This window comes from Pseudarthrobacter sp. NamB4, from assembly GCF_005796185.1.
GTDB lineage: Bacteria > Actinomycetota > Actinomycetes > Actinomycetales > Micrococcaceae > Arthrobacter.
This window is the reverse complement of the sequence record NZ_VAHM01000004.1, coordinates 195,546-222,496: the sequence shown is the minus strand read 5'-3', so window position 1 is coordinate 222,496 and position 26,951 is coordinate 195,546. Positions and strand designations below refer to the sequence as shown.

Annotated in this window: 27 protein-coding genes and 1 pseudogene; 15 read left to right on the top strand and 13 right to left on the bottom strand. The window is 65.9% G+C overall.

The features are described from left to right. Positions 1-99: 99 nt before the first annotated feature. Complete coding sequence (locus FDW81_RS05480) at positions 100-1,317, top strand: pyridoxal phosphate-dependent aminotransferase (RefSeq protein WP_138133146.1); 1,218 nt, start codon at positions 100-102, stop codon at positions 1,315-1,317. 175 nt (positions 1,318-1,492) lie between these two features. Here the strand turns inward: FDW81_RS05480 and FDW81_RS05475 are convergent, their stop codons facing one another. Both FDW81_RS05475 and FDW81_RS05470 read right to left on the bottom strand, forming a co-directional pair. After that, entirely contained in the window at positions 1,493-2,182 is a 690-nt protein-coding gene (locus tag FDW81_RS05475) for a response regulator transcription factor (protein WP_171027116.1), read from the bottom strand. Next, positions 2,179-3,585, bottom strand: coding sequence for an ATP-binding protein (locus FDW81_RS05470; RefSeq protein WP_138133145.1), 1,407 nt, complete (start codon positions 3,583-3,585; stop codon positions 2,179-2,181). Before FDW81_RS05470 ends, FDW81_RS05475 begins: the two co-directional genes overlap by 4 nt. 125 nt (positions 3,586-3,710) lie before the next feature. Here FDW81_RS05470 and FDW81_RS05465 point away from each other — a divergent pair, with 125 nt between their 5' ends. The 5 genes from FDW81_RS05465 (at position 3,711) to FDW81_RS05445 (ending at position 7,815) form a co-directional block, all read left to right on the top strand. Then, the gene (locus tag FDW81_RS05465) at positions 3,711-5,300 is read left to right on the top strand and encodes a PspC domain-containing protein (RefSeq protein WP_138133144.1); all 1,590 of its coding nucleotides are present in this window, start codon (positions 3,711-3,713) and stop codon (positions 5,298-5,300) included. Between the two features lies 1 nt (position 5,301). Continuing rightward, positions 5,302-5,586 (top strand): hypothetical protein, encoded by a 285-nt coding sequence (locus FDW81_RS05460; protein WP_138133143.1) that lies wholly within the window; start codon positions 5,302-5,304, stop codon positions 5,584-5,586. A gap of 3 nt (positions 5,587-5,589) precedes the next feature. Then, positions 5,590-5,847: a PspC domain-containing protein gene (locus tag FDW81_RS05455; RefSeq protein ID WP_138133142.1), complete on the top strand. Its 258-nt coding sequence runs from the start codon at positions 5,590-5,592 to the stop codon at positions 5,845-5,847. A 162-nt stretch (positions 5,848-6,009) separates the two neighbouring features. Next, the gene (locus FDW81_RS05450; RefSeq protein ID WP_138133141.1) at positions 6,010-7,035 is read left to right on the top strand and encodes an ATP-dependent 6-phosphofructokinase; all 1,026 of its coding nucleotides are present in this window, start codon (positions 6,010-6,012) and stop codon (positions 7,033-7,035) included. Positions 7,036-7,098: 63 nt separating this feature from the next. Next, on the top strand, positions 7,099-7,815 hold the full coding sequence (locus FDW81_RS05445) for a GNAT family N-acetyltransferase (protein ID WP_138133140.1): 717 nt from the start codon (positions 7,099-7,101) through the stop codon (positions 7,813-7,815). Here the strand turns inward: FDW81_RS05445 and FDW81_RS05440 are convergent. The 5 genes from FDW81_RS05440 to FDW81_RS05420 form a co-directional block, all read right to left on the bottom strand. Next, the gene (locus FDW81_RS05440) at positions 7,777-9,315 is read right to left on the bottom strand and encodes a DHA2 family efflux MFS transporter permease subunit (RefSeq protein ID WP_138133139.1); all 1,539 of its coding nucleotides are present in this window, start codon (positions 9,313-9,315) and stop codon (positions 7,777-7,779) included. The two genes, FDW81_RS05445 and FDW81_RS05440, sit on opposite strands and share 39 nt — an antisense overlap. A gap of 48 nt (positions 9,316-9,363) precedes the next feature. Then, on the bottom strand, positions 9,364-9,771 hold the full coding sequence (locus FDW81_RS05435) for an ankyrin repeat domain-containing protein (RefSeq protein ID WP_138133138.1): 408 nt from the start codon (positions 9,769-9,771) through the stop codon (positions 9,364-9,366). Continuing rightward, the gene (locus FDW81_RS05430; protein WP_171027115.1) at positions 9,768-10,853 is read right to left on the bottom strand and encodes a folate-binding protein YgfZ; all 1,086 of its coding nucleotides are present in this window, start codon (positions 10,851-10,853) and stop codon (positions 9,768-9,770) included. The genes FDW81_RS05435 and FDW81_RS05430 overlap by 4 nt, the downstream gene beginning before the upstream one ends. A 96-nt stretch (positions 10,854-10,949) precedes the next feature. Beyond that, entirely contained in the window at positions 10,950-11,558 is a 609-nt protein-coding gene (locus FDW81_RS05425) for an FABP family protein (RefSeq protein ID WP_138133137.1), read from the bottom strand. 173 nt (positions 11,559-11,731) lie between these two features. Beyond that, complete coding sequence (locus tag FDW81_RS05420; RefSeq protein ID WP_138133136.1) at positions 11,732-12,499, bottom strand: permease; 768 nt, start codon at positions 12,497-12,499, stop codon at positions 11,732-11,734. Between the two features lie 339 nt (positions 12,500-12,838). Between FDW81_RS05420 and FDW81_RS05415 the strand changes: the two genes are divergently transcribed. From FDW81_RS05415 to asd, 8 genes are all read left to right on the top strand, one after another. Next, the gene (locus FDW81_RS05415; protein WP_138133135.1) at positions 12,839-13,537 is read left to right on the top strand and encodes a response regulator transcription factor; all 699 of its coding nucleotides are present in this window, start codon (positions 12,839-12,841) and stop codon (positions 13,535-13,537) included. Between the two features lie 34 nt (positions 13,538-13,571). Next, positions 13,572-14,543: a mycothiol synthase gene (gene mshD / locus FDW81_RS05410; protein ID WP_138133134.1), complete on the top strand. Its 972-nt coding sequence runs from the start codon at positions 13,572-13,574 to the stop codon at positions 14,541-14,543. 128 nt (positions 14,544-14,671) lie between these two features. Next, on the top strand, positions 14,672-16,921 hold the full coding sequence (locus tag FDW81_RS05405) for an RNA degradosome polyphosphate kinase (protein ID WP_138133133.1): 2,250 nt from the start codon (positions 14,672-14,674) through the stop codon (positions 16,919-16,921). A gap of 39 nt (positions 16,922-16,960) precedes the next feature. Further along, positions 16,961-17,929: an NUDIX hydrolase gene (locus tag FDW81_RS05400; RefSeq protein WP_138133201.1), complete on the top strand. Its 969-nt coding sequence runs from the start codon at positions 16,961-16,963 to the stop codon at positions 17,927-17,929. A 55-nt stretch (positions 17,930-17,984) separates the two neighbouring features. Beyond that, complete coding sequence (locus tag FDW81_RS05395; protein ID WP_138133132.1) at positions 17,985-18,788, top strand: thymidylate synthase; 804 nt, start codon at positions 17,985-17,987, stop codon at positions 18,786-18,788. Further along, positions 18,785-19,369, top strand: a complete 585-nt coding sequence (locus tag FDW81_RS05390; protein WP_138133131.1) for a dihydrofolate reductase — start codon at positions 18,785-18,787, stop codon at positions 19,367-19,369. The genes FDW81_RS05395 and FDW81_RS05390 overlap by 4 nt, the downstream gene beginning before the upstream one ends. Before the next feature lie 2 nt (positions 19,370-19,371). Beyond that, positions 19,372-19,590 carry an NF038396 family protein gene (locus FDW81_RS05385; RefSeq protein ID WP_138133130.1) on the top strand — a complete coding sequence of 73 codons (219 nt, stop codon included), beginning with the start codon at positions 19,372-19,374 and terminating at the stop codon, positions 19,588-19,590. Positions 19,591-19,703: 113 nt separating this feature from the next. Then, a complete protein-coding gene (gene asd, locus FDW81_RS05380) occupies positions 19,704-20,834 on the top strand; it encodes an aspartate-semialdehyde dehydrogenase (RefSeq protein WP_138133129.1) in 1,131 nt (376 codons plus the stop codon). 169 nt (positions 20,835-21,003) lie between these two features. Here asd and FDW81_RS05375 read toward each other — a convergent pair whose 3' ends face one another. Then, positions 21,004-22,134 carry a winged helix DNA-binding domain-containing protein gene (locus tag FDW81_RS05375; protein WP_138133128.1) on the bottom strand — a complete coding sequence of 377 codons (1,131 nt, stop codon included), beginning with the start codon at positions 22,132-22,134 and terminating at the stop codon, positions 21,004-21,006. 422 nt (positions 22,135-22,556) lie between these two features. Then, entirely contained in the window at positions 22,557-23,624 is a 1,068-nt protein-coding gene (locus FDW81_RS05370) for a UDP-N-acetylmuramate dehydrogenase (protein WP_138133127.1), read from the bottom strand. 54 nt (positions 23,625-23,678) lie between these two features. On the opposite strand from FDW81_RS05370, the pseudogene FDW81_RS05365 reads away from it, so the two are divergent. Further along, a pseudogene (locus tag FDW81_RS05365) lies at positions 23,679-24,655 on the top strand (serine protease). A 108-nt stretch (positions 24,656-24,763) separates the two neighbouring features. On the opposite strand, the gene FDW81_RS05360 reads toward FDW81_RS05365, so the two are convergent. From FDW81_RS05360 to FDW81_RS05345, 4 genes are all read right to left on the bottom strand, one after another. Further along, complete coding sequence (locus FDW81_RS05360; protein ID WP_138133126.1) at positions 24,764-25,201, bottom strand: MaoC family dehydratase; 438 nt, start codon at positions 25,199-25,201, stop codon at positions 24,764-24,766. A gap of 2 nt (positions 25,202-25,203) precedes the next feature. Then, a complete protein-coding gene (locus FDW81_RS05355; RefSeq protein ID WP_138133125.1) occupies positions 25,204-25,665 on the bottom strand; it encodes a MaoC family dehydratase N-terminal domain-containing protein in 462 nt (153 codons plus the stop codon). Between the two features lie 76 nt (positions 25,666-25,741). Further along, positions 25,742-25,966, bottom strand: a complete 225-nt coding sequence (locus FDW81_RS05350) for a DUF3188 domain-containing protein (protein WP_138133124.1) — start codon at positions 25,964-25,966, stop codon at positions 25,742-25,744. A gap of 19 nt (positions 25,967-25,985) precedes the next feature. Further along, the gene (locus tag FDW81_RS05345; RefSeq protein ID WP_138133123.1) at positions 25,986-26,924 is read right to left on the bottom strand and encodes a DUF2797 domain-containing protein; all 939 of its coding nucleotides are present in this window, start codon (positions 26,922-26,924) and stop codon (positions 25,986-25,988) included. Between the last annotated feature and the right edge of the window lie 27 nt (positions 26,925-26,951).

Below are 26,951 nucleotides of genomic sequence, written 5' to 3'. Positions count from 1 at the left end.
AAATCCGGCAACCCGGAGGGTCCGGTGAACAGCATAGAGTAGAACTCGTCGAATCCCACATTCCAGCCGCCAGGCTGCACAGCGAAGAACGGACCTGCCATGTCTGCCGCCCGCGTTTCCCAGCGCATATCCGCAATTGCCGAATCCGCCACCCTTGCCGTTGATGCCAAGGCGAAGGCGCTGAAGGCAGCGGGGCGGCCGGTTATTGGTTTCGGTGCGGGTGAGCCGGACTTTCCCACCCCCGACTACATCGTCCAGGCAGCTGTTGAAGCTGCAGGCCAGCCGAAGTACCACCGCTATTCCCCTGCCGGCGGGCTTCCGGAGCTGAAAAAGGCCATCGCCGAGAAGACCCTGCGGGACTCGGGCTACGTCGTCGATCCGTCCCAGGTCCTGGTGACCAACGGCGGCAAGCAGGCGGTCTACAACACCTTCGCTACCCTGGTGGATCCGGGCGACGAGGTCATCGTGCCCAGCCCGTTCTGGACCACCTACCCGGAGGCCATCCGGCTCGCGGGCGGGGTCCCCGTTGAGGTCTTCGCCGGCCCCGAACAGGACTACCTGGTGACGGTTGACCAGCTTGAGGCGGCCGTCACGGACAAGACGAAGATCCTGCTGTTCGTTTCGCCGTCCAACCCCACCGGTTCTGTCTACTCTCCTGAGCAAGTGGCAGAGATTGGCAGGTGGGCCGCGTCCAAGGGCCTGTGGGTAGTCACGGACGAGATCTACGAGCACCTCACCTACGACGGCGTTCCCTTCACTTCCATCGCCACCGCCGCCCCTGAACTGGGCGACAAGGTAGTCATCCTCAACGGTGTGGCCAAGACCTACGCCATGACCGGCTGGCGCGTCGGCTGGATGATCGGCCCGGCCGACGTCATCAAGGCCGCCACCAACCTGCAGTCCCACGCCACGTCCAACGTCTCCAACATCATGCAGATTGCGGCCCTCGCCGCGGTGTCCGGACCGCTGACCGCCGTGGACGAGATGAAGGTAGCGTTTGATCGCCGCCGCAAGGCGATCGTCGCGGGCCTGAACGCCATCGATGGAGTGGAGTGCCCGACGCCGAAGGGCGCCTTCTACGTTTACGCGGACGTCCGCGCGTTGCTGGGCAAGCAATTCCCGACGACGTCCGGCACCGCGGCGCCGCAGACCTCCGCCGAACTGGCGGCCCTGATCCTCGACGAGGTTGAGGTGGCCGTGGTTCCCGGTGAGGCGTTCGGCCCCTCCGGTTTCCTTCGCCTCTCCTACGCCCTGGGCGACGACGACCTGACCACCGGCGTGCAGCGGCTGCAGGACTTCCTGGGCAAGGCCCAGTAGGACGCTCTATCACCTGACGCGGGAAAAACCTGGACGCTCTATCACCTGACGCAATAAAACCCGGACGCTCTATCACTCACCTCAGGAGAGTGATAGAGCGTCCGTGTTTAAGGCGCATCTAGTGATAGAGCGTTTGGAAATAAGCGACAGCAACTGAGAGAGCGTCCGGGGGTGGTTAGAGGAGGCGGCGCTCGGCGGCCCACTTGGTAAGCTCGTGCCGGCTGGAGAGCTGCAGCTTCCGCAGCACCGCGGAGACGTGCGTTTCCACCGTCTTGATGCTGATGAACAGCTCCTTGGCCACTTCCTTGTAGCTGTACCCGCGCGCGATGAGGCGCATGACCTCCAGTTCCCGGGCGGAGAGCCTGTCCAGTTCGTCGTCAGCGATGTCAGCCGGAGCCGTGCCAAACGCGTCCAAAACAAAGCCTGCCAGCCGCGGTGAGAAGACGGCGTCTCCCCCGGCAACCCGGTAGACGGCGTCAGTAATATCCGCTCCGGAAATGGTCTTGGTGACGTAGCCCCGGGCCCCGGCCCGGATCACCGCCACAACGTCCTCTGCCGCGTCCGAGACACTAAGGGCGAGGAACCGCGTGGTGGACAGCAGGGCAGCTGAACCGGCAATGACTTCCCTGCCGCCGCCACCCAGGCCGCCGGGCAGGTGCACGTCCAGCAGCACCACGTCCGGCCGCTCCTGCGCAATCACGGCGATGGCCTGCTCCACCGTGGCTGCCTCGCCCACCACCTGGATGCTCGGGTCCAGGTCAGCCTTCAACCCGGAGCGGAAAATCGCGTGGTCATCCACGAGCACCACGCGGACAGACTTTCCGGCCCCGGGCGTCCCGTTGCCGGTTCCCTGCATCGAATTCATGGCCTTCCTTCCCTAGTGGCCGGCTGCACCCTGTCTGGCTGCACCGGCGGAACCTTCTCCGGCTGCGCAGCCGGAAAGCCCAGCCGCACCTCCGTACCGTCGCTGGTGCTGATGATGGTGGCACTGCCGCCGTGCCGGTTCATCCGGCCGATGATGGACTCCCGCACGCCCAGCCGGTCTTCCGGGACGTTCCGAAGTTCGAAGCCCGGGCCGCGGTCCTTGATGAAGACTTCGGCACGCCCACCCGATACCTCCAGGTAGACCGAGACCGTGCCTCCGCCGTGGCGGGAGGCATTTAGCATGGCCTCACGGCTGGCGTGGATCAAGGCCGCGTGGCCCTCGGTGACGGCGGTATCCCCCACGCTGACCACGTCCACCGCGTTGCCCAGCAGGTCCTCCACTTCCGCGGCCACGGCCTTGATCCGGTCGGACAACTGCCCGGCATCCTTGCCCGGGTCATCGAACAGCCAGCTCCGGAGTTCCCGCTCCTGTGCGCGGGCGAGGCGGACGACGTCGTGTTCGTTGGCCGCGCGCCGCTGGATCAGTGCAAGCGTCTGGAGCACCGAATCGTGAAGGTGCGCTGCGATTTCCGCGCGCTCGGTTTCGCGGATGCGGCCGGCCCGCTCGGCCTCAAGGTCCCGCCAAAACTTCAGCCCCCACGGGAGCAGGACCAGCACCACCCCGCCAAGAACGGCGACGGACGCCAGCAACGCCAACCAGGTTTGTTCCCATGAACCGGAGCCGGACACCATGACCAGCACGCCGGCCACCACCAACGCCAGCCCGGCCACGAGCCGTGCCCAACCCCCGGCCTGGTTAGCTTTGGTCTTGTCCACGAGGCCTGCACGCCGGGTCTCATCGAGCTGCATCCACGCTATGGATGCGCCGCCTAGAACAGCAGCGGCCGGAATCAGGGTTCCCAAGGGAACGTCCACGCCCAGCAACTGCGCAGTCAGGATGCCCGCCACCAGCAGCAGCGCCACGCCGAGCAGGATCTCCTTCGCGTACCGCATGTCCTGGAGCCGGAGCCACGGCGGAGGTGCCGCTTCCGCAGCCGGCCTGTCATCGCCGGGCCCGCCGGCTCCACCGGCGGCAGCGCCCGCGCCCGCATGGGCGGTGCCCCTGCCGTCGTCGGACCTTCCCGGCGCACGGCTCACGGCGGGAGCGATGGGCGACGCCGGGCGGCGCCCCTGCCGTCGTGCGCTTTCATACGCGGTGGGGACCATGATCCACAGCCAGGCGTAAAAGACGACGCCTATCCCACCGGCGAAGGACGCAAGCACCATCACCAGGCGTACGGTGTTCACCGGCAGCCCAAGATGCACAGCCAGGCCGGAGCAAACACCCGCGATGATCCGGTCGCTGCGGCGGACCAGTGGCGGGCGTTCGGGGGCGGATGTCATGGATCAATCCAAGCACGGATCAGGCTCCCCTGAACGCGCTGCAAGCCTGAACCGGGGGCCTCTCAGGGACAGTTCAGGGTGTCCCCCAGTAGAGGCCGCGGCACCCCGGACGGGAGGATCGAAGCATGAACCCGCACACTCCCACCCCCAACGACAGCACGCCGACGGAGCCCCCTGCCAACCGGGGAAATGAAAACCCAACAGAGCCCCTTCCCAGGCGGGAAAACCGCACTGAGCCCCTGCTGCCGCCGCCATTGCCCTCTGCGTCATCAAAGGAATCCACTCACGGATCAACGAGTGAATCAGCAAGTGAACCGCACCGGGAATCCGCCGGGGACTACCCGCACCAGCCGCGGCCCCAGGATCCAGGCCCTAACGATCCGCCACCCCGGATTCCCCCGGTGCAGGACGGCCCGGCCGCCGGAAACTACTCCTACCCGGGCGCGCCAAACCAGCAGACTGATTTCTTCACCTGGGTCCGCAGCCAGGGAATCACCCGCGGCCAGGACCGTTGGGTGGGGGGCGTCTCCAGCGGTATCGCGCAGCGCATGGGAATCGACCCGCTGATCGTCCGCGGCGTCTTCATCATCCTTGCCCTCTTCGCCGGCATCGGCGTGCTCTTCTACGGCCTGGCATGGGCCTTCCTGCCCGAGCCTGATGGCAGGATCCACGTCCAGGAAGCCGGCGCAGGCCAATGGACCAGTGGCATGACGGGTTCCCTGATCACCGTGGTGCTTGGATTCAGCGGCCTGGGCAACGGCTTCTGGGGCTGGAACAACCACGGCTTCGGTTTCTTCCTCTGGACTGTGTTCTGGGTCGGCGGCACCATCTACCTGATCTCCTACCTGGTTCAGCGGAACAAAACCGCTGCGGGAACTCCGCGGGGTGCAGCCGCGTCCGGCACCACGGCCTACTCAACGGGCGCCACCGGTACAACAGCTCCGCCCTTTTCGGATGTCGCAGGCAGCGGCCCGTTCAGCGGCAACCCGTACGGAACCAGCGGGTCCGGCGGTGCGGGATGGGGCGCCGGAGGATATGGCGGCAGCAGCCCATCACCTGTTCCGCCGCCCGCAGCCAAGGTGCGGCCCACCGGGCCCGGTGCCCCCGCCGTCGCCATCACCGCCGGCACCGCCCTGCTGGCGGGTGCCGGACTGAAGGCGCTGGATCTCACGAACGTCATCGACCTGGGCGATGCAGCCAACGCCATCGCGTGGGCCAGCGCCGCAGCCGTGCTCGGCATCGGCATCGTCCTTCTGGGCCTCCGCGGCAGGACCTCGGGCATCCTCTCGTTCTTCGCGGTGGCAGCCCTCATCACGGGAGGAATCTTCAACGTCGTGGGCAACAATGGGGAGCGCGTCCGGTTCCAGGACTTCGACTGGACACCAACGAGCATCCAGCAGGCAAGCGACGGGTTCGACATCACCGCCGGCAGCGGAACCGTGGACCTGACGGAGCTGGCCCTCGAGGCCCCGCTTGAATCGGAAGTGCGCGTCCCGCTGGACATCACGGCCAGCAACGTCACGGTGCTCATCCCGGATGAGGTGCCCGTGCAGGTCAGGGCAGACATGACCCTCGGCAACCTGAACGAACACGGGGACCAGCGTGGAGGCATCACCACCCGCGAAAGCAGCTACAACACCGACAAGCCCGGCAGCCACCTGGTGATCCAGATCAACGGCACCGTCAGCAACGTCACCATCCAGGAAGGTAACTGACATGAGCAGCGAAACACCGGCTCCGGACCCCTACGCTCCGGGAAGCACGACGGCGGGAGGTGACTCCCCGGCCCCAGCTTCCGGAGCGCGGGTAGGAACCATCGTCTGGGGCCTGATAGTCCTGGCCCTCGCCGCCCTGATCATCATCGCGCAGCTCGGCATCGTCACCCTGAACGGGACATATGTCCTGATCGGGCTCATGATCGGGGCAGGCGCGGCGCTGGTGGTCGGGGGACTCCTATCGGCCCGAAAACGTGACAATGGCACCACAAAAGGGAAATCTTAAGCCATGGACAAGTTCTTCAGCATCGTCAGGGGCACAGGCCTGAAACGCGGACCGCAACGCATCCTGGGCGGCGTTCTCGGCGGAATCGCAGCAAAGCTCAACGTGGATGTTGCCTACGTCCGCATCGCGTTCCTCCTCTTTTGCCTCCTCCCCGGCCCGGCCTTCGTCTTCTACCTCCTCGCCTGGGCCATCCTGCCGGACCAGCGGAACGTCATTCCGCTGCAGACTTTCCTTGAACGGCGGTCTCTGAACCGCCCGTAAACCCCATCGGAAGACCGCCGGGACAAGGGCCCCGCTCCTGCTACTTGGAGCGGGACCCTTGTGTAACCGGTTTGTGTCGTACCCCACACACCGCACTAGACTCTATGTGAGCTCAGCGTGGCGCTCTGCCTGTAAACCCTCTTCCCAGGATTTGAGCGAGACATGAAAATTGGAATCCTTACCAGCGGTGGCGACTGCCCCGGATTGAACGCCGTGATCCGCGGCGCCGTCCTTAAAGGCATAGCCATCCACGGCCACGAATTCGTCGGTTTCCTGGACGGATGGCGCGGCGTTGTTGAGGGCGACATCATCGACATCCCGCGGACCATGGTCCGCGGGATCGCCAAGCAGGGCGGCACCATCCTCGGCACCTCCCGCACCAACCCGTTCGACAACGGCGGCGGACCCGAGGTCATCAAGGCCCACATGGACCGCCTGGGCATCGATGCCATCATCGCCATCGGCGGTGAGGGAACCCTGGCGGCTGCCAAGCGCCTCACCGACGCCGGGCTGAAGATCGTCGGTGTTCCCAAGACGGTGGACAACGACCTCGATGCCACCGACTACACCTTCGGCTTCGACACCGCAGTGCAGATCGCCACCGAAGCCATCGACAGGCTCAGGACCACCGGCGAGTCCCACCACCGCTGCATGATCGCCGAAGTGATGGGCCGGCACGTGGGCTGGATCGCGCTGCACGCGGGCATGGCAGCAGGCGCGCACGCCATCCTCATCCCCGAGCAGAAGGTCAGCATCGACCAGATCACCGAATGGGTGAAGGAAGCCCACGCCCGCGGCCGCGCGCCGCTGGTGGTAGTGGCCGAAGGCTTCGTGCCCGAGCACATGGAAACCCCGCACTCCGAGCGCGGCCTGGACACCTTCGGCCGCCCCCGCCTGGGCGGCATCGCAGACCAGCTCGCCCCCGAACTGGAAGCCCGGACCGGCATCGAAACACGCGCCACCATCCTGGGCCACATCCAGCGCGGCGGCGTCCCCTCCGCCTTCGACCGGGTCCTGGCCACCCGGCTGGGCATGGCCGCCATCGACTCCGTAGTGGAGGGGTATTGGGGCACCATGGTGGCGCTCAAGGGCACGGACATCGAGCACGTGGGCTTCCAGGCAGCACTTGGACAGCTCAAGACTGTCCCGCAAAAGCGCTACGACGAAGCCGCCGTCCTCTTTGGCTGAGCAGTCCTGCCTGGCCGTGGTGTCCTGTTCGGCTGGGTCTGCTGTCCGTCCTAGGCTGGGAGCATGACACTAGACCCCGGTTCCGCCGCCATCATCCAGCTTGCCTGGGCACGGCGCCTGGGCCTGGAGGACAACGCTTTCAGCTCAGCACTGGCGAGCGGACAACGGATTGTGCGTGCCGACGAGTCAGTACGCACCGTGGAGTTCATCCGGCTGTTCGGCAGCTCCGCCCTGGTGGGTCCGCAGTGGATCATCGACGCCGCTGCCGACATTCCGGACGAGGAAATGGCGCAGCACGTCACACTCCTGACCCTCACCCGGTCCCACGGCGGCCACGGCCTGGGCGCTGCGGCACTCTTCTTCGCGGATGACCTGCCCGTCAAGCAGCCGGCAGAGGACATGACCGTCTCCCACGGCAACCCGGAGACGATCGAGCTTGAAAGCCGGTGCCCGCCGGACGACGTCAACGAGGTTGGCTTGTCGGACCTGGAGAACCGCTACACAATTGTCCAGGAGATTGACGGCCAAAGGGTGCCGCTGGCCTGCGGTGCGTATGCGGAGTGGGAAGGGCTGCTGGCCCACCTGGGTGTCCTGGTGGATCCGGAATGGCGCCGGCAGGGCCTGGGAACACTGGCTGCATCCATCGCCGCCCATGAAGCACTGACGGCAGGGCTTACCCTGCAGTGGCGGACCGACGTCAGCAATACCGGCTCACTGGCGCTGGCCCGGAAGCTGGGATTGTCAGCTGGCGGAATCCAGACCAGCGTCCACCTTGGCTGACAGCGCCTTGCCTGACCGGGCAGCTTCGCCGCGCCCGCCCCAGCCGTCAACGGGCTGAGGTTTAGCGAAAAACAGCGCCACCGCGGCCCCCACCAGGACCACCGCGGCGGGCAGCAGGATCGACTGGCCCATCGCCGTCGAAAATCCGCTGTGCAGGGCCTCCGGCAGCGTGCCGGTCAGGGCCATCCCCTCACCCGCTGCTCCCGCCTGTCGGCCCGCGGGCAGCTCGGCAGCCAGGCGTGCCTGGATGAGCACGGCAATGGCGGCGCTGCCCAGCACTGCGCCAAACTGGCGGGTGGTGTTGTAGACGCCCGAACCTGCTCCGGCCTGCCGCGGCGGAAGGTTCCTGGTTGCGGTGGTGCTCAGGGGAGCCCAGATACCGGCGTTTGCAAAGCCAAGGACGGCGCTCGGCAACAGGAACATCAGGATGGGCGTGCCCGGATGCATAAGGGCGGAATTCCACACCAGCGCCGCGGCCATGAGCACCAGGCCTCCCGCGGCCAGGTACTTGGGGTTGACCCGGTCCACGATCTTTCCCACCACCGGCGCCAGACCGCCGGAGATCACCGCCATGGGCACCATCAGGAGCGCGGACTGGGTGGGAGTCAGGCCGCGGACCATTTGATAGTAAAAGATCAGCGGCAGGCCGAATGCGGTCACCGTGAAGCCCACCGCAGTGATCCCGATGTTGGCGAGGGAAAAGTTCCGGTCCCGGAACAGTCCCAACGGCAGGAGCGGCTCGCCCCTGTTAAACCGCTGCCACAGCCCGAACGCGGCCAGCACGGCAACCCCTGCAATAATGAGTCCCCACACGCTGACCGGCCCGGCAATGGTGCCCCAGTTGTAAGTCTCGCCTTCCTGGATTCCGAAAACGAGCAGGAACAGTCCGACGGCGCTGAGCACGACGCCGGGGATATCGAACCTGTGCGGGTGGGTGCTGAGGTTAGGGACGTTCCGCAGCACCAGGATGAAGCCTGCGACGCCGATGGGCAGGTTGATGAAGAAGATCCACTGCCAGCCAAGGCCGTCCACCAGGAGGCCGCCCAGGATGGGGCCCACTAACGTGGCCATGCCGGCCGTGGCGCCCCAGATGGACATAGCCGCACCGCGCCGGTCCGGCGGGAAGATACGGGTAATGACGGCCATGGTCTGGGGCGTCATGATCGCGGCTCCGAGACCCTGCAGTACGCGGGCCGCGATGAGGGTTTCCACGTTCATGGACAGCCCACACCACAGCGAAGCCAGGGTGAATACCACCAGCCCTGTGAGATAAAGCTTCTTGGGTCCGAAGCGGTCTCCCAGCCTGCCGGTGATCAGCAGGGGGACGGCGTAGGCCAGGAGGTAGGCGCTGGTCACCCAGATCACCGAGTTGATGTCAGCGCGGAGGGCCTCCATGATCCGCGGGTTCGCCACGGACACGATGTTTGTGTCCAGCAGGATCATGAAGAACCCGATCACCAGCGACCACAGGGCCGGCCAGGGCTTTGCTACGTTTTCCACTCGGCCATCCTTCACGGGGTGTCGGCTGCCGGGCGGAACCCGGCGAAACTAACCCAGGAGATCGAGGATCTCCTGGCGGGCGAACATTTGCGCGGCGGCCCGGGCAGACGGGGTACCGGCGTCAGGATCGGCCCCGGCGTCCAGCAGGACGCGGGCCACGTCGGGGTAACCCTTGAACGCGGCCCCGGCCAGCGGAGTCTGGGCCCGGTCATTGGTGCCGCCGGCGTCGGCGCCATGCTGAAGCAGCAGCTGAACGGTCTCGGCATGGCCATGGTAGGCGGCCAGCATCAGAAGCGAGTCACCGGCGGCGTTCGTCAGGGTGGCGGGAGCCCCCGCCTCCAGATAGGCACGCAGCAGCGCGGTATTCCCCTCCCTGGCAGCCTGGAAGAGCGTCTCCGCCAGGGCCAGCGTCTCGTCGCCGGGCCCTGCCGTTGGATTGGAGGTGTTGTCGGTCATGCGCGTGGCCCCTTGAGGAATCCGGTCTGGCGCCCCACGACCTGGCCGGCGTCAGGGGCAACAATGATTTCCTGGGCGGCAGGATAAGGCTCATCACCATCCAGGACCGTCAGTATTTCATCCGGGCCGACGGAACGCTTTATGACTGCCAGGGCAACCGGGCCCATCTCGTAGTGCTGGGCCACGGAGGTGACTGTTCCTACCTTCCGCTCCCCCAGCAGGACCGGACTTCCGGCCTGGGGCAGCGTGTGCTGCGAACCGTCCAGCTGCAGGAAGACGAGCCGGCGGGGCGGGTGCCCGAGGTTGTGGACACGCGCGATCGTTTCCTGCCCCTTGTAGCAGCCCTTGGCAAGGTGGACGGCCGTGCGGAGGAGGTCCAGTTCGTGCGGAATGGTCTTGTCGTCCGTCTCGGCACCGATCCTTGGCCGCCAGGCAGCCACCCGCAGCGCTTCCGCCGCGAGCGTTCCCGCGAGCGTCCGCTCGGCCACCCTCTGCTCCAGCTCGGCGGCGGGCACCAGGTATTCGAACCAGGGGCGTTCCAGCCCGGGGTGACTTCCCTCCGGAACAGTCGCGTAGGAGTACCCGCCCGCCCCCACGTGCGGCCACGGATCCTGCCAGAACAGCAGGTCCTGCCACTCGGGCACAGCCTTGGTGCTGCCGATGACCCCCCAGTCCGCCGAAACATCGGCGATTTCCACCCGCAGCATGAACTTCATCCTGTTGAGGAACCCTGCCAGCGGTGCGGCCTCGGCGGCCTCGACAATCAGCCAGGTGGTCCCGCCGTCATCAATCACGCGGGCATCAAAGTCGATCCTGCCCTGGACGCTCAGGAGGAGCAGTTCGCTGGATTCACCCGGGCGGAGGCCGGCAACCTGCTGCGAGGAAAGGGTGTTGAGCCAGCTCAGGCGGTCCGGACCGGCCACCGTGACCACGCCGCGGTGGGAGAGGTCGACGACGGCGGTTCCGGCCGCGAGGGCGCGCTGCTCCCGGAGGGGCTCACCGTAGTGGGCGGCGACGCCGGCGTCCGCGCCGGCCGCCTCGACGGCGCCAGGGCGCGACAACAGGGGGCTGGGAGTAGTCATATTGAGTAGAAGTCCTTGGGGCTCAGCAGTATTCCGGGTTTTCGCGACAAGGCCGGTTTGGGGCCTGCAAATGTCCCCAATCAGTACCGGGAGGAGTCAGGACACTCTCTTAAGGAAGGCTGAGGCGTGCGCTTCCAGGCCCTTGCCTTCCTTGCCGCCCACGGCTACGTCCCAACGCCAAAGGAGGTTGCCGTCCACCAGGCCGAAGATCCGGGTGGCGGCACTGTAATCCTTCGAATGGCTGCCGCGCATCACCATGTCCGTGGTGAGCTGGATCTGCGGGCCTTTAATCTGCCCGTAGTACAGCTCGGAAATGCCGCCTGGGTGCGAGATGGACACCGAGATGTCGAAGCCGCCCTCGCTGTTGCGCAGCGCCTCCACCTCGTCCGCGCTCTTGAGCGCTGGAACGATATCCGCGGGGATAAGGCCCGGACCGCCGTCGGCATCAAGCTGCTTGCGCTCAAGCGCCCAGAAGCCGGTCTCGACGGTGAGCGGCCGCAGGCGCGTGCCGTCGTCGTCGGTCAGCCAGCTCTCTGCGCGGTACTGAAGGTAGGGCAGCCCGTTGTGGGTAAAGGACACGTGCTGCATGAAGTGCTCGGAGTCCTCGTCCCCGCTGCCAAGGCGGCCGCGGCCCTCCCACTCACCAATGAGCCAGGAAAGCGGAACAAGTTCCGGGGTCAGATCTGTCGGAATCTCAATGGGCACAGCAATTACCTCTGGAAACGGCTAGCTCCGGAAATTGGAGGTCTACTTCTGGCCTTTGAAGAGGCGGTAGACCACAAAGCCGGCAAACCAGGCCATGGCGAGGCTGGCGATGCCGAGCAGGACAAGGAAGAAGATTTCAAAAGCAAGTACGGACATGATGCCATCCTAACGCGTTAGTAGATGAGTAGTTTGTCTATGAAGTAGGCAAGCGATCCCACCGCTGCAACAGGGGCAAGGCCCATGCTCAGGGCCGCAGGAATGTTCAGGGGCGCGCCGCGGAGGGTGGCAAGCCGGCGGAAGCTCGCCAGCACTGCCCCCACCACCACGCCGAAGACGACGGCGGGCAGCACGGCGATATCCGACAAGACCAGCCCGGCCAGCGGCCCGGCCAGCCCTGCCATGACGATGCTGAGGGGCGCCACGATGCTGTCGGGCCAGCGGATCAGCCCGGCAAGCAGGGCCACCGCGGCACTGATGGCCGCCACGAGCAGCATCTCGCGGACGCCGTTGAAGCGCGCACCTGCTATCCATCCGGATCCCAGGCAAGCGAGCAGTACCCCTGCGCAGCACCCGAGCGTGGATTCCAGCCGCTGGGCCTGGCCGGTACCGCGGATCAACTGCACCACGAAGACCGCCATCATGCCCAGGGCAATGAACGAGGGGGTCCAGTCCAGGTATCCGGGTGCCGGCGTCCAGCCGGCAGCGACCGCGGCCCCGGCACCTGGCAGCGCAATTACGGCGGCCAAGGTCTTCTTGGCCGGAATACGAAGGAAGTGCGGCCAGCCGAAACCGATGGCGGCGGCGATGGCCACGGCCAGGGCCACCAGCGCCTCCCGCGACGTGTAGACACCGGCAACAATGGCGGCGAGGCCTGCCATTCCCGCAACCCCGATGGTCCAGGAGCCCAAAGACCGCGCAGGCGCCTGCAGCTCCGCGGTCATGCGGAGCCCGGCCTGGACTTAGTTTGTGCACTCACTGCGCTGCAATCCCATCCTGGCGTCGACCTGGAAAGGCGGGGCCGCTCTTCCCGGGAGGGCGTCGGGGCCCTGCCTCAATCCTGCCTTATATGAACCGCATATGTCGCAAAACGTACCCTTTTCGGGGCCGGATCCGTGGCTCCGGACACGCTGCCGGGTATACTCAAGGCTCAGCTACGCTCCCTGCTGAGGTGGCCGGCCGGCGCTTTACCCGTGGCCCGATACCGGAGCAGGAAGCCAGTACCGGCCGGTGAAAATCCGGTTCAGTCGCCCAATGATGCGCGGACGGCCCTTGGAGGAACAATGTCGCACATCCTGCTCTTGACGAACAGCACTGGCACTTCGGTGGACATCCTGCCTGCCTTGGAATTGCTGAACCACCGGGTCCATATTCTCCCTGCCGAGCCCACTGCGCTGCTGGAGACCGATCCCTGCGACATCGTCCTGTTGGACGCGCGCAAGGATCTGGTCGGTGCCCGCTCACTGACCCAGCTCCTTAAGGCGACAGGCCTCAGCGCCCCGCTGGTCCTTATCCTCACCGAAGGCGGCATGGCCGCCGTTTCCTCCGCCTGGGCAGTGGACGACATAGTCCTTGATTCCGCCGGTCCCGCGGAAGTGGAGGCCCGCATCAGGCTTTCCGTTGCGCGCGCGGTCCCGGAGCAGGAGGACGCGCCCACGGAGATCCGTGCCGCCGGCGTCATCATCGATGAGGCGAGCTATACCGCCCGCGTGAACGGCGCCCCTCTGAACCTGACCTTCAAGGAATTCGAGCTGCTGAAATACCTGGCGCAGCACCCGGGGCGCGTCTTCACCCGCCAGCAGCTGCTCACCGAGGTATGGGGCTACGACTATTACGGCGGCACCCGCACAGTGGACGTCCACGTCCGGCGCCTGCGCGCGAAGCTGGGGGCGGACCACGAGAACCTCATCAGCACCGTGCGCAACGTGGGATACCGCCTCACGCTGGTGCGCCAGCAGGAAGATGAGCTGACAGAGGCCTGAACCATCCTCCGCGCTTCCCGTATAGCCTTGCCTCATGACTCCAGCGCACCCTGAGAAGTGGCCTGTCCATGCTGAACGCGGCGGCGTTGACCGTCAGCTCCTGAAGGACTGCCGGGATCTCCTGGCCGCTGCGGAGGAATCAGACGGCAACCCCTCCATTTCCGAGCAGACCCTGGTGACCATGAAGGCCGGGGACAGCGGCGATCACTCGCTGATGACCCTGGCGCTGTATGCCCCGGACGAGGACTCAGACCCCGCCACCGGCCAGGACCTTGCCGGTTTCGCGGTGGTGGTGGAAGCACCGGACGGCACCGGAGTACTGGAAATCGCGGTGCACCCCAGCTACCGGAACCAGGGCGTGGCGGACCGCCTGGTGGGCGCCCTCAAGGACAGCCGAGGACTGGCCGGGTTGAAGGCCTGGTCCCACGGCAATCATGAAGCCGCGGCCGACCTCGCTGCCCGCTACGGCTTTGGCCCCATCCGTGAGCTGTGGAAAATGAGGCTGACGACGGCGGGTGCGGACCTTCCCGAGGTGGTGCTGCCGGAGGGGGTGTCACTGAGGGCCTTTGTCCCGGGCCGCGACGAGGACGCCTGGCTGGCGCTGAACCGGGCGGCTTTTGCCCACCATCCCGAGCAAGGGAGCCTGACGCGCGCCGACCTGGAGGCGCGGATGGCCGAGGACTGGTTCGACCCTGCAGGTTTCCTCCTCGCCGAGGACAGGGAGGGCCGGCTGCTCGGCTTCCATTGGACCAAAGTGCACCCCCGGCACGGCGCGCATCCTGCCATTGGTGAGGTTTACGCCGTGGGCGTGGCCCCCGAAGCGCAGGGCATGGGCCTTGGCAAGGCACTCACGGTAGCCGGCATCAAGTACCTCCAGGAACTGGGGCTGCACGCCGTCATGCTGTACACCGATGCTGATAATGCACCCGCTGTGGCGCTATACCGCCGGCTGGGGTTTACCCGGTGGGACATGGACGTCATGTATGGACCGGTGCCAGCGGGTTAGCCCCCTGGCTGACGTGGAGGGGACAGACGGGAAATCAGCGGGCTTGGGCGCAATGAATGCTTGTAAGGTTGAAGCAGAACCGCGCAGGCCGGAAGCGCCAGCATCAACGGCCAGGTAAAGGAGATGCCATGAACCCGGAACCTTCCGGAACAGCCACGTCCCAGGACGTTGCGGTGCCGGTGCGTGCCCGCTTCGGTTCGTCGGAGGTTCCGGCGTCACGGGCCACCCAGGACCGCATCGACATTCCCGAGTTCGCGCCCAACCTGCAGCCCGAAGGCGATATCCGGCCGGACCGCTTCCTCGACCGTGAGCTGAGCTGGCTTGCCTTCAACTCCCGGGTCCTGGAACTGGCCGAGGATCCCACCCTGCACCTGCTGGAACGCGTCAGCTTCCTCTCGATCTTCGCCTCCAACCTTGACGAGTTCTTCATGGTCCGCGTGGCCGGCCTCAAGCGGCGCATTGCCACCGGCCTGGCAGTCCCCTCCCCTGCCGGCCTCAGCCCGGTGGAGGTCCTTGAACAGATCAGCGAGGAAGCCCACCGGCTCCAGCAGCGGCACGCGCAGGTGTATGCGGAGCAAATCCGGCCCGCACTGGCGTACGAGCACATCCACCTGATGCAGTGGGATGAACTGGATGATGCTGCCCGGCAGCAGCTCAGTGTGATGTTCGCTGAAAAGGTGTTCCCCATCCTGACGCCCCTGGCGGTGGACCCGGCGCACCCGTTCCCCTACATTTCAGGCCTCTCGCTGAACCTCGCCGTGGTGGTGCGGAACCCCATCAGCGACAAGGAACTGTTCGCGCGCGTCAAGGTGCCGGACCAGTTGCCGCGCCTGATCTCCATTGATGGCCCGCGCGCAGGCGCCGTGCCCGGGCGCGTGGCCCGCTTCATTGCCTTGGAAGATGTCATCGCGGTGCACCTGGACAAGCTGTTCCCCGGCATGGAGGTCCTGGAACACCACACCTTCCGCGTTACCCGCAACGAGGACGTGGAGGTCGAGGAGGACGACGCCGAGAACCTCCTGCAAGCCCTCGAGAAGGAACTCCTGCGGCGACGCTTCGGCCCGCCGGTGCGGCTCGAGGTCACCAACGACATCAACCCCAACATCCGGGCGCTCCTGATCCGCGAACTGGGGGTGGAGGAATCGGAGGTGTACTCGGTACCGGCTCCCCTGGACCTCCGCGGACTGTCCGTTATCGCCGGGATCGACCGCGCGGACCTCCACTACCCCAAGCACGTCCCGCACACTTCCCGTTTCCTCAACGAGTCCGAAACGTCCAAGGCCGCCAACGTCTTCGCTGCCATGCGCCGCCGGGACATCCTGCTGCACCACCCCTATGACTCGTTCTCGACCTCCGTCCAGGCCTTCCTGGAGCAGGCCGCGGCCGATCCCAAGGTCCAGGCAATCAAGCAGACCCTCTACCGCACCTCCGGCGACTCTCCAATCGTTGACGCGCTGATCGACGCCGCGGAGGCCGGCAAGCAGGTACTGGCCCTGGTGGAGATCAAGGCCCGTTTCGATGAGCAGGCGAACATCTCCTGGGCACGGAAGCTTGAGCAGGCCGGCGTGCACGTGGTTTACGGCATTGTTGGCCTCAAGACCCACTGCAAGCTGTCCCTGGTGGTGCGTCAGGAGGTTGATGGGCTGCGCCGCTACTGCCACATCGGCACCGGCAACTACCACCCCCGGACGGCACGCTACTACGAGGACCTGGGCCTGCTGACTGCCAACGACCAAGTGGGCGAGGACCTGTCCAAGCTGTTCAACCAGCTCTCCGGCTACGCCCCGAAGTCCACTTTCAAGCGGCTGCTGGTGGCACCGCGCTCCGTGCGCTCGGGACTGATCGACCGCATTGAGACCGAGATCCGCAATGCCCGCGCGGGAATACCCGGCCGCGTGCAGATCAAGGTGAACTCCATGGTGGACGAGGCCATCATCGATTCCCTGTACCGTGCCTCTCAGGCGGGCGTCAAGGTGGACGTGGTGGTCCGCGGCATCTGCTCCCTCCGCCCGGGAGTGCCGGGCCTCAGCGAGAACATCACCGTCCGCTCCATCCTGGGCCGGTTCCTGGAACACTCCCGCGTGTTCGCCTTCGCCAATGCCGGGGACCCCGTGGTGTACATCGGCTCGGCGGACATGATGCACCGCAACCTGGACCGCAGGGTGGAAGCACTGGTCCAGCTGGCCAGCGCCGATGACATCAACTATGTCCTTGACCTGCTGCGGCGCTACATGGCTCCGGGAACCTCCAGCTGGCACCTGGACCACGAGGGAAACTGGAGCCGGCACCACCTTTCCGACGACGGCAGACCTCTTGAGGACGTCCAGTCCTTTCTGCTGGCGTCCCGCCCCCGGCAGCGCAGCCTGAGCCGCCGGTAAAGGGCCACTGTTTTGTCGAGCGACGTTGAAGCCACTGTCCTGTCGAGCGATGCACTCGTAGCAGACCAGACAGACCATCCGGGGGAACCAGTAGCAGTAACGGCTGCCGGAGCGCTGCCCTGGCGGGTGGTGAAGGACCGGCTTGAAGTGCTGCTGATCCACCGGCCGCGCTATGACGACTGGTCATGGCCGAAGGGCAAGATAGACGACGGCGAAACCATCCCTGAGTGCGCTGTCCGGGAAATTCAGGAGGAGATCGGGCTTACGGCGCAGCTGGGTATCCCGCTGCCGCCCATCCACTACCACGTGCCGTCCGGGCTCAAGGTGGTCCACTACTGGGCCGTCAAGGTGAACGGAGCAAGGCTGCTGCCGGACGGCAAGGAGGTGGACAGCCTGATGTGGTGCCTCCCCGAAAAGGCGGCGTCACTGCTGTCCAATCCCTCCGACGTCGTCCCCCTGAAGGCCCTGCAGGAAGCGCACAGGCGCGGGGAGCTGGATACGTGGCCGCTCCTGGTTCTCCGTCACGCCAAGGCCAAGCCGCGCTCATCCTGGAGCAAGGCTGAAGGCGAACGCCCCCTCGCCGCCACCGGAACACGGCAGGCGAAGGCTGTGAGCAGGCTTCTGCATGCCTGGAAACCGCTGCGGGTGGTGACCAGTCCCTGGCTGCGGTGCGTCGCAACCGTCGCCCCCTATGCAAAAGCCGCGGGCGCGAAGGTGAAGCTCGCAGAGGCGCTTACCGAACACCGGCATCAGCGCAGCCCCAAGAAAACTGCAGCCGTCATCGAGGCGCTTTTCGACAAGCAGCGCGCGGTGGCCGTCTGCACGCACCGCCCGGCGCTTCCCACGGTGTTCGGGCAGCTCGCCCACCACATGTCCCCGCACCTGCGCATCCTCCTGCCGGCGAAGGAGCCCTATCTGTCGCCGGGCGAGCTGGTGGTGTGCCACGTGGCGCCCGGCGGACGGAAGAGGATCGTCGCGGTGGAGCAGTTCAAGCCGTTTGACGACTGACCCCGGCCGGGGTCCGGTTCCCGGACGCCCGGCCCAAGCCGGATAGACTTGGGGCGTGAGCATCCCAACTCCCTATGAAGACCTCCTGCGCGATGTCCTGGCTGCCGGCACGCATAAAGCGGACCGCACCGGCACCGGAACCACCAGCGTTTTTGGCCGCCAGATGCGTTTTGACCTGGGCAAAAGCTTCCCGCTGATCACCACCAAGCGCGTGCACTTCAAATCCGTGGCGGTGGAACTCCTGTGGTTCCTGCGCGGCGACACCAACATCAAGTGGATGCAGGACCAGGGCGTCACCATCTGGAACGAATGGGCTGACGAGGACGGGGACCTGGGACCCGTCTACGGCGTCCAGTGGCGCAGCTGGCCCACGCCTGACGGCGGGCACATAGACCAGATCGCGGAACTCATCGAAAACCTAAAGTGCAACCCGGACTCCCGCCGGCACATTGTGTCCGCCTGGAACGTCTCGGAACTTCACGACATGGCGCTGCCCCCATGCCACGCGTTCTTCCAGTTCTACGTGGCCGGCGGCAGGCTCTCCTGCCAGCTGTACCAGCGCTCCGCAGACATGTTCCTGGGCGTGCCCTTCAACATCGCCTCCTACGCACTGCTGACCTGCATGGTGGCCCAGCAGGTGGGTCTGGAACCCGGCGAGTTCATCTGGACCGGAGGTGACGTGCACATCTACGAGAACCACATGGACCAGGTCCTCAAGCAGCTGGAGCGGGAACCCTATGAGTACCCGCAGCTGAAGATCACCCGGAAGCCGGCGTCGATCTTCGACTACACCCTGGAGGACTTCGACGTGGTGGGCTACAAGCACCACCCCACTATTAAGGCGCCGATCGCTGTATGAGCACCGATTACTCCACCGATCCGCAGTCCTTCACGGAGGAATTGGCAGCCTCCGTCACTGGCGTTGGCCTGATATGGGCCCAGACCCCTGACGGCGTCATCGGCAAGGACGGGGACATGCCCTGGCATCTGCCGGAGGACCTCAGGCACTTCACCAAACTGACCATCGGGCACCCGGTGATCATGGGCCGCAAGACCTGGCTGTCCTTCCCGGAGAAGTACCGGCCCCTTCCCGGGCGAACGAACATTGTCATTACCCGGCAGAGAAGTTGGGCCGACACACCCGAGGCGGAGGGCGCCGTCGTGGTTCCTTCGCTGGATGACGCCCTGCTCGAATCGCAGTTCGTCGACGGGGGCGACACCGTCTGGATCCTGGGGGGCGGCGAGATCTTCCGCCAGTCCACCGCCCTCGCCAACGTCGCGGTGGTCACCACCATCGATGTAAAGGCCGACGGCGACACGTTCGCTCCAGAGCTTGGCACCAGTTGGGAGGCTACCGTCTCCGTACCGCCGGACGGCTGGTTGACGGCCGCCAACGGCACCCGCTACCGATTCACCAAGTGGTCAAGGACTGAGGGCTAGGAATGTTGAAGAAACCGGAAACCCTCTTCGTCCTGGGTTACATGCTGCTCCCCCTGCTGGCGCTGCTCTCCGCGATTGTTGGGCTCACCATGATTCTGGGCGGCAACAAGATCGCCGGCGCCATCGTGCTGGTGGTGGTGACGCAGGTCTTCGCGTTCGGGGCGTTCTTCGCGCTGCGGGCACGCAAAGCAGCTGTTGTGGAGGAATCGAAACGGGGCTAGCCGCTCGGCGCACCGGGGAGGCCGGTCGATTGAGGGCCATGCACGGCATCCAGGCCTGGCGGGAGTGACGTAACCGACTGCGCCCTGGCGGTTGCGGCGTCTAAAATAGTCCAATGACTACAGCAGCTACCCCTTCCGTCGGCCTGGTCGGATGGCGCGGCATGGTCGGTTCCGTCCTGATGCAGCGCATGCAGGACGAGGGCGACTTCGCCAACATCAACCCGGTGTTCTTCTCCACTTCCAACGCGGGAGGTGCCGCGCCTTCCTTCGCCGAAGGCGCCGGCAAGCTCGAAAATGCGTTCGATGTCGATACGCTGGCCAAGCTGCCCATTATTGTCACCGCACAGGGTGGCGACTACACCAAGCAGGTTCACGGTGAGTTGCGCAGCCGCGGCTGGGACGGCCTCTGGATCGATGCCGCCTCCACACTGCGCATGAACGACGACTCCATCATCGTGCTGGACCCGATCAACCGCGACGTTATCGACAAGGGCCTGGTCAACGGCACCAAGGACTTCATCGGCGGCAACTGCACGGTCTCCTGCATGTTGATGGGCCTCGGCGGCCTGTTTAAGAACGGACTGGTGGAGTGGGGCACCTCCATGACCTACCAGGCTGCCTCCGGCGGCGGCGCCCGGCACATGCGCGAACTGCTCAGCCAGTTCGGCACGCTCAACGCCGAGGTCAGCACGGAACTGGACGACCCGGCGTCGGCCATCCTGGATATCGACCGCAAGGTCCTGGCCCACCAGCGCACGGAAATCGACGCCACCCAGTTCGGTGTTCCCCTGGCTGGCTCCCTGATCCCCTGGATTGACGCGGACTTGGGCAACGGCCAGTCCAAGGAAGAATGGAAGGCCGGGGTTGAGACCAACAAGATCCTGGGCACTTCCGACGAGAACCGCGTCATCATGGACGGCCTCTGTGTCCGCATCGGTGCCATGCGCTCCCACTCCCAGGCGCTCACCCTCAAGCTCCGCGAAGACCTGTCCGTCGCCGAGATCGAAAAGCTCCTGGACGAGGACAACCAGTGGGCGAAGGTGGTTCCCAACACCAAGGAGGCCTCCATGGCCGAACTGACCCCCGTGGCCGCCTCCGGCACCCTGGACATCCCCGTAGGCCGCATCCGCAAGATGGAGATGGGCCCGCAGTACATCAGCGCCTTCACCGTGGGCGACCAGCTCCTCTGGGGCGCCGCCGAGCCGCTGCGCCGCATGCTGAACATCGCCACCGGGAACCTGTAACCCGCAGGTTCCTTACGACGGCCCTGTCCCGCGTAACCGTTGCTGACCGGCACCGGGCTAAGCGGGGCAGGGCCGGCTGCGTTTAACACCCTTTGTACGCGCTCGCACTCCCGTAAAGGACTGCGAGAGCGTGGGCGGGAAAGGCACGTTAAGTGAGAGAGCGTCGCAGTCAACTCTGCAGGAATGCGAGGTAGCGCCCGGCGGCACGGTTGAAGGCAGACCGCGCGGTGGCCCCCAGCGGCCGGGCCCCGTCAAAGGGTTCAGGCACGACGCCGGCGCCCGGGCCCGTGCCTTCCCGAGCCCACGTGCCGGTCACCTCTCCCCCGGCCACCAGGGTCTTCTTGAAGACGCCATTGCCGCCGGGCACGATCCTGTTCGCATGCTCCACTGCCAGGACCACGCTCCGGTCCTGGTACCCCAGCAGGAACTCGTCGAAGCCGGGAAGCAGGAGGACGGACCGCGAGCCGGGGACACCGCCGTCGAGCAGCGCCCCCGCCTCCGGGGACAGCCAGTAGCTGGCCCCCTTGAATTCCAGCTCCACCAGCTGGTCCTTGACGTCCTCGAACGCCGCCCGCGCCTCCCTCAGGGGAATTTGCGTCCACCAGGCGAAGTCCCGGACGGTGGCAGGGCCATGACTGCGGAAGTAGCGCAACGCAAACTCTGCCACCCCCTCCCGCCGCTCCAGGCGGCGTGACACCCGGATCCAGTCATCGAAGGCCGCAAACAGCTGCTCGTTTCCAGGCAGCGGCCCCAGGACCAGCCAGCCGTGCCGGCAAAGCGTCCCCAGGATATGGATGCCCCGCTGGCCCTGGGTGGGCTGCCCTGCTGCCTGGAATATCCGGAACAGCTCCTGCCTGCCGGCGGCTGCACCACCGGCCAGATGGTCCAGTGCTATGTCACGGCACTTCTCGATGTCCGCCCATGTGATGCCGAGCTCCCTGTGCCGGGAGGCGACGCCCTTGGTCAGCCGCTCCGCGGTGAGCTCCAGCATCCAGCCCAGATCCTCCGGCGCCACCAGGTGCAAGGTACCGCGCATGGGCCAGGAGCGCACCACCGCGCCGGAATCGAGGGCAGCCCGGACATCGCTGAGTCCCGCTCCGGGCACCCTGGTACCCACTGCCCACAGGGCTGCCGGCAGGTCCTGGGCCTGCAGGGCGGTCATCCAGCGGACCGTCCCGGCGATGGCGGACTGCACATCGGCCAGCTGCCCGACGGTCGGCACAACGGGGGCAGGCACCAGCCGCTGGGACACCAGTCGAAGCCTGCCGAGGACCGCACCGGTAAGACGCTTCCCAGTCATGGCCCCATCCTACGGCCGGACAGAGTCCGTCAACACGGCCGGTTAGGGTAGGAGATGACTTTGGGGAGTTTGTGGCAGTTGCTTGATTCAGGAACAAAGCGGTGGATGCCGGGCGGAACGGCGTCCGGCTACGCCGTGCTCTTCCCTGGGATCAGCGTGAATCGGGGCCAGCTGCGTGTTCTCCGCGACTGGCGGCAGCACGCCCGCGCCGGGAGGGTCCTCTGGGTCCTGTCGCTCGCCGTCGCCACCTGCGGCCTGGCGACCTGCATTACGGCCGGGATGGTGAGCCCGCAGCCCCAGGCCTGCTCGTCTGGCTGTTCCTGGGGCTCTACCTGACCAGCGCCGGCTGGGCCTCTGCCCTGATGCCCTGATGGGACTCACCGTCCCCGCCGGGGTCGAGGCCGGCAGCAGAAACGGACCGTCTACAGTTCCAAGCCGATGAGCAGCGGTTCGGCGTGCAGAGTGATCCCAAACCGGCGTTCGACGCCGGCGCGCACCTCGCGCGCCACGGCCACCACGTCCGCCGCCTTGGCTGAACCGCGGTTGGTGATGGCCAGGGTGTGCTTGGTGGACAGTGATGCGCGTCCGCCGGAGACGCTGTCCGGCTCGAGGCCAAAACCCTTGCCATACCCGGCCTGGTCTATCAGCCAAGCAGCGGACAGTTTGACCAGCCCGTCCTGGCCGGCAGGATAACGTGGCGCCGTCTCCGGCAGCGCCCCGGCCACCTCGCCCGGCACAATTGGATTCGTGAAAAAGGAGCCGGTGGAGTAGGTGTCCCGGTCGGCGGCGTCCCACACCATGCCCTTGGATGCACGCAGCCTCAGTACTTCCCGGCGCACGTCCGTGGCGTAGGCCCGCTTTCCCTGCTCCACGCCCAGCGAGCGCGCCAGCTCCGCGTACCGGATGGGTGCACTCATCCGCCCGATGGGCAGCTGGAACTCCACGGTCAGCACAACATACCGGGGTGAACCGTTTACGGTGGTCTGCTTCAGGATCGAGTCCCGGTAACCGAACTTCAGCTCGGAGTTGGTGAAAGTTTTCACGGCGTTCCGCTTGCGGTCCCAGGTGCGGACAGCGGCGATGGTCTGGGACACGTCCGAGCCATAGGCGCCCACATTCTGCACGGGAGTGGCCCCGGTGGAGCCAGGAATGCCGGCCAGGGCTTCGATCCCCGACCAGGCATGGAGAACCGCGTGTTCCACCAGCTTGTCCCAGTTGTGGCCCGCCTGCACCACCACGGCAACGCCGCCGCACGAATCTTCTGCGTTGACCGTGAAGCCTTCCGAGGCGATTTTCACCACGGTACCGGGGAACCCGTCGTCGGAAATCAGCAGGTTGGAGCCTCCGCTGATGATCAGCAGCGGCTCCTCCGCGGCGTCGGCAGTGCGGACGGCGTCAACGATCTCGGTCTCGGTGCGGGCCTCGATGTACGTGCCGGCAGGACCTCCGACGGCGGCCGTGGTCAGTTCGGAAAGCATCCTGGGAGTCACCAGACCACTGTACTAGGGAAAGCATCGCGACTCTGTGGCACCTGCTGCTGCCCCTTGCCACCCAACAGCTTCAAAAATGCAGTAACAATACTTGTAGACGCACTGGTCACCCTCTCGGCAGGGGGAGCCACGGCGGCGCCTGCTGCGCCAGAGAACAAGGAAGTTCCCGGCGTGACCAGCACCAGGATCGCCGGCTCCTCCAGTGCTGACTACTGGACGCCTGACCGGATGCGGGCTGCCATACCCGGCGATGTACTCGCGAAGAAGGCGCTTCAACGCCAGGAGACCAATGCCGTCCACGCCGAAGAAGCCGCCGGCAAGGGAGCTGAAACCAAAATCAAGGCTTCGGAGCCGGCAGTCCAGCCCATGGCAAATGCCAGCGAGAACCGGTACCTCACATCGGCAAGGTGTTCTTCACCCTAAGCGGAGCGGATTATGTCTGCTCGGCCAACTCGGTGGCCTCCACCAACAGGAACACGGTGTCCACCTCGGGCCACTGCCTCAATGAGGGACCCGGAGCTTTCGCGACGAGGTTCACCTTTGTTCCTGCTTACCTCAATGGCGCAGCGCCTTATGGCAAGTGGACGGCCAAGGCCCTCTATGCGCCAACCCAGTGGAGCTCGACGGGCAGCATGCAGTAGGACACCGGGTTCGCGGTCATGTCGCAGCTGAACGGCCGCAATCTTGCTGACGTCGTGGGAGCCTCCGGAGTGAGGTTCGCTGCGGCCCGCGGCCTTGGCTACAAGGCATTCGGCTACCCGGCAGCAGCACCCTTCAACGGAGAAACCCTCAAGAGCTGCTCGGGCACCGCAACCAACGATCCCTACAACCCGCGGTTCAACTCGCAGGGGATCCCGTGCAACATGACGGGTGCTTCCTCGGGCGGGCCCTGGTTCATCGGAACGTCGTCTGGCGGTTACCAGAACCCGGTCAACAGCTACGGCTACGGGAACAATTCCACCAGGATGTACGGACCTTACTGGGGCTCCGTCATCCAGTCTGCCTACAACGCGGCCGCTTCGTCCTACTGACGGCGGCTTACTGATCGCGGCCGGATCGCCTTGAAAGACTGAGGGAGGCTGCCCAACCGGGCATCCTCCCTCAGTACTTTTTACAACTGGCTGTGATGCCAACGCGGACTAGGAAAGCGCGACGACGGCCTGGGCCTTCATCAGGACCTTCTGGCCAGCGAAAACTACAGTGAGGTCGATGCGCGCCGTGTTGGCCTCGGCGTCCAGCTTTCCAATGATGCCGCTGACCTCGATGGTGGCGCCGGGCTCAGCTGTGCCGGTGGTGTCGGTGACCAGGACGGGCTTGGTGAAGCGCGTCTGAAAGTCGACGACGGCGGCCGGGTCGCCGGCCCAGTCGGTGACCAGCTGCACAGCGGAACCCATGGTGAACATGCCATGCGCGATCACGCCGGGCAGCTCGACGCTGGTGGCAAAGGCCTCGTTCCAGTGGATCGGGTTGAAGTCACCGGAGGCGCCGGCGTACTTGACCAGGTCGGTGCGGGTGACCTCGATGCTTCGGCTGCCGATCTCCTGGCCGGGGCTGAGTTCGTGGATGCTGAGGCTCATGGTTACTGTCCCTCTCCCCGGACCAGGATTGATGACGTGGTGGTGGTGACTGGTTCCCGGGATTCGCCTGCGCCGAGGGCGAAGATTTCGGAGCGGGTGGTGATCATCGCTCCCCCGCCCATGGCCCGGACGCTGTCCACGTGGAGTTCCGCCACCAGCTGGTCTCCGGCGAAGATGGGGCGGTGGTGGGTGAAGCGCTGGTCGGCGTGGACCACGCGGGAGAAGTCGATGCCGGCTTCCGGGTCCTCGATGAGCTGGGCGTCGGCCCGCTGGGCGACGATGATGGCGAAGGTCGGCGGGGCCACCAGGTCTGTGTGGCCCAGGGCTTTGGCGGCCTCGACGTCGAAGTGTGCAGGGTGGGTGGCTTTCACGGCGCGGGAAAACTCGCGGATCTTCTCGCGGCCGACGTCGTACACCTCTGCGGCAGGGTAGCTGCGGCCCTGCAGGTCCGGATTGATAGTCATGGGCCCAAGCCTATCGTCAGGCTCTTGAGCGGCAGAAAAAAGGTGAAGGGTTGGGGAGGCGGGTGTCCCTTGAGGCTTAGCGGCGAAGTTTCTTTTGGATTGCCTGGCCACGGACCACCATGCCAGCGACGTGCAGGACGAGTCCCAGCCCGATGACCGGCAGCGACGCCATGGCCAGCCAGGAGTTGCCGCTGGTGTTGCCCACCAGGTTAAGGATGACGCCGACGGCGATCAGTCCCATGGCGCTGAAGACCAGCACTTTGTAGCGGGTTGGCGCGGTGGCCCAGAATTCGTTCAGCACCCTGCAAGTCTACCGGGAGTCAGAACAGCGCTTCCTGGACCGCGGGTACATCCGAGCGGTGGTCTCCGAGTTCTATGGTGCGGCCCTTGAGCCGGCCCAGGTCCACCACGAACTCCAGATCCGCGCCATCCAGGCTTGCCAAGGCAAAGCTGCCGCAAACGGACCGGATGGTGAAGCCGTGGGCATCTGATTCCAGGGAATGGGGGTAGGCATGCCGCGCCGTTTCCGAGCACAGCCGGCCAGCGAGTCCGGGCCTGGTCCAAGTCTCGTCCACAAGCTCAAACCCCTCTTCACCTGCGGTGGACGCCACCTTACGCGCGACGGCTGCGAGGGCGGAGTTACGGGCCTTGATCCGGTCGGCGGGAGCCGGGGCTGCCAGGGCCGCTGCCTTGGCGGCAGAACGCACCTGCTGCGGCAGGCCGCCATTGCTCGTTACCAGGTCCTCCAGGACCCGGACCACCCGCCCGTCCCCGGCGCGGGCTACGTAGCTGGCGGCCACGGCGCCCTGTTCGGCCAGCCGCTGCCACTTGCGCAGGTCCGAGGCCGTTCCCACCTTGCTGGCGCCGTCGGCGAAGGTTGCGACATAGAGCCAGTGCGGCTGCATCAAGTAGCTGCGCAGGCCGGACGGGACACCGCCGCCGCGGTGGAACTCATGCATCAGCCGGAACTCGTCCTGCATGAAGCACCTGTCGCACTGGTGGCCCCGGACGGAGGGAGAGCTGTTCCTGCACAGCACGTGGTCACGGCGGGCTGGGCCGTGCACCCGGTAGTGGCCCAGGCAGGACTTCCCTTCCGCGGCGAGCCGGAAGCCCAGTCGCGTGCCGTCGTCGAGCGCTGTTTCCCTGAAGGTGCCGTCCGGTGCCTGCAGGCGCAGCACGGGAGGGGCGTCGGATGAACCGGCGATATCATCGTGCGCGGGCCAAAAGACCCCGTGTACCAGATAGGGCGTCGCGGTCACGGGGTCTCCTGGAATGAAAAGTGTGGG

Coding starts and splice junctions, on each gene's coding strand:
- FDW81_RS05480 (WP_138133146.1), top strand. CDS start 100: ATGTCTGCCGCCCGCGTTTCCCAGCGCATATCCGCAATTGCCGAATCC.
- FDW81_RS05475 (WP_171027116.1), bottom strand. CDS start 2,182: ATGAATTCGATGCAGGGAACCGGCAACGGGACGCCCGGGGCCGGAAAG.
- FDW81_RS05470 (WP_138133145.1), bottom strand. CDS start 3,585: ATGACATCCGCCCCCGAACGCCCGCCACTGGTCCGCCGCAGCGACCGG.
- FDW81_RS05465 (WP_138133144.1), top strand. CDS start 3,711: ATGAACCCGCACACTCCCACCCCCAACGACAGCACGCCGACGGAGCCC.
- FDW81_RS05460 (WP_138133143.1), top strand. CDS start 5,302: ATGAGCAGCGAAACACCGGCTCCGGACCCCTACGCTCCGGGAAGCACG.
- FDW81_RS05455 (WP_138133142.1), top strand. CDS start 5,590: ATGGACAAGTTCTTCAGCATCGTCAGGGGCACAGGCCTGAAACGCGGA.
- FDW81_RS05450 (WP_138133141.1), top strand. CDS start 6,010: ATGAAAATTGGAATCCTTACCAGCGGTGGCGACTGCCCCGGATTGAAC.
- FDW81_RS05445 (WP_138133140.1), top strand. CDS start 7,099: ATGACACTAGACCCCGGTTCCGCCGCCATCATCCAGCTTGCCTGGGCA.
- FDW81_RS05435 (WP_138133138.1), bottom strand. CDS start 9,771: ATGACCGACAACACCTCCAATCCAACGGCAGGGCCCGGCGACGAGACG.
- FDW81_RS05430 (WP_171027115.1), bottom strand. CDS start 10,853: ATGACTACTCCCAGCCCCCTGTTGTCGCGCCCTGGCGCCGTCGAGGCG.
- FDW81_RS05420 (WP_138133136.1), bottom strand. CDS start 12,499: ATGACCGCGGAGCTGCAGGCGCCTGCGCGGTCTTTGGGCTCCTGGACC.
- FDW81_RS05415 (WP_138133135.1), top strand. CDS start 12,839: ATGTCGCACATCCTGCTCTTGACGAACAGCACTGGCACTTCGGTGGAC.
- mshD (WP_138133134.1), top strand. CDS start 13,572: ATGACTCCAGCGCACCCTGAGAAGTGGCCTGTCCATGCTGAACGCGGC.
- FDW81_RS05405 (WP_138133133.1), top strand. CDS start 14,672: ATGAACCCGGAACCTTCCGGAACAGCCACGTCCCAGGACGTTGCGGTG.
- FDW81_RS05390 (WP_138133131.1), top strand. CDS start 18,785: ATGAGCACCGATTACTCCACCGATCCGCAGTCCTTCACGGAGGAATTG.
- FDW81_RS05385 (WP_138133130.1), top strand. CDS start 19,372: ATGTTGAAGAAACCGGAAACCCTCTTCGTCCTGGGTTACATGCTGCTC.
- asd (WP_138133129.1), top strand. CDS start 19,704: ATGACTACAGCAGCTACCCCTTCCGTCGGCCTGGTCGGATGGCGCGGC.
- FDW81_RS05375 (WP_138133128.1), bottom strand. CDS start 22,134: ATGACTGGGAAGCGTCTTACCGGTGCGGTCCTCGGCAGGCTTCGACTG.
- FDW81_RS05360 (WP_138133126.1), bottom strand. CDS start 25,201: ATGAGCCTCAGCATCCACGAACTCAGCCCCGGCCAGGAGATCGGCAGC.
- FDW81_RS05355 (WP_138133125.1), bottom strand. CDS start 25,665: ATGACTATCAATCCGGACCTGCAGGGCCGCAGCTACCCTGCCGCAGAG.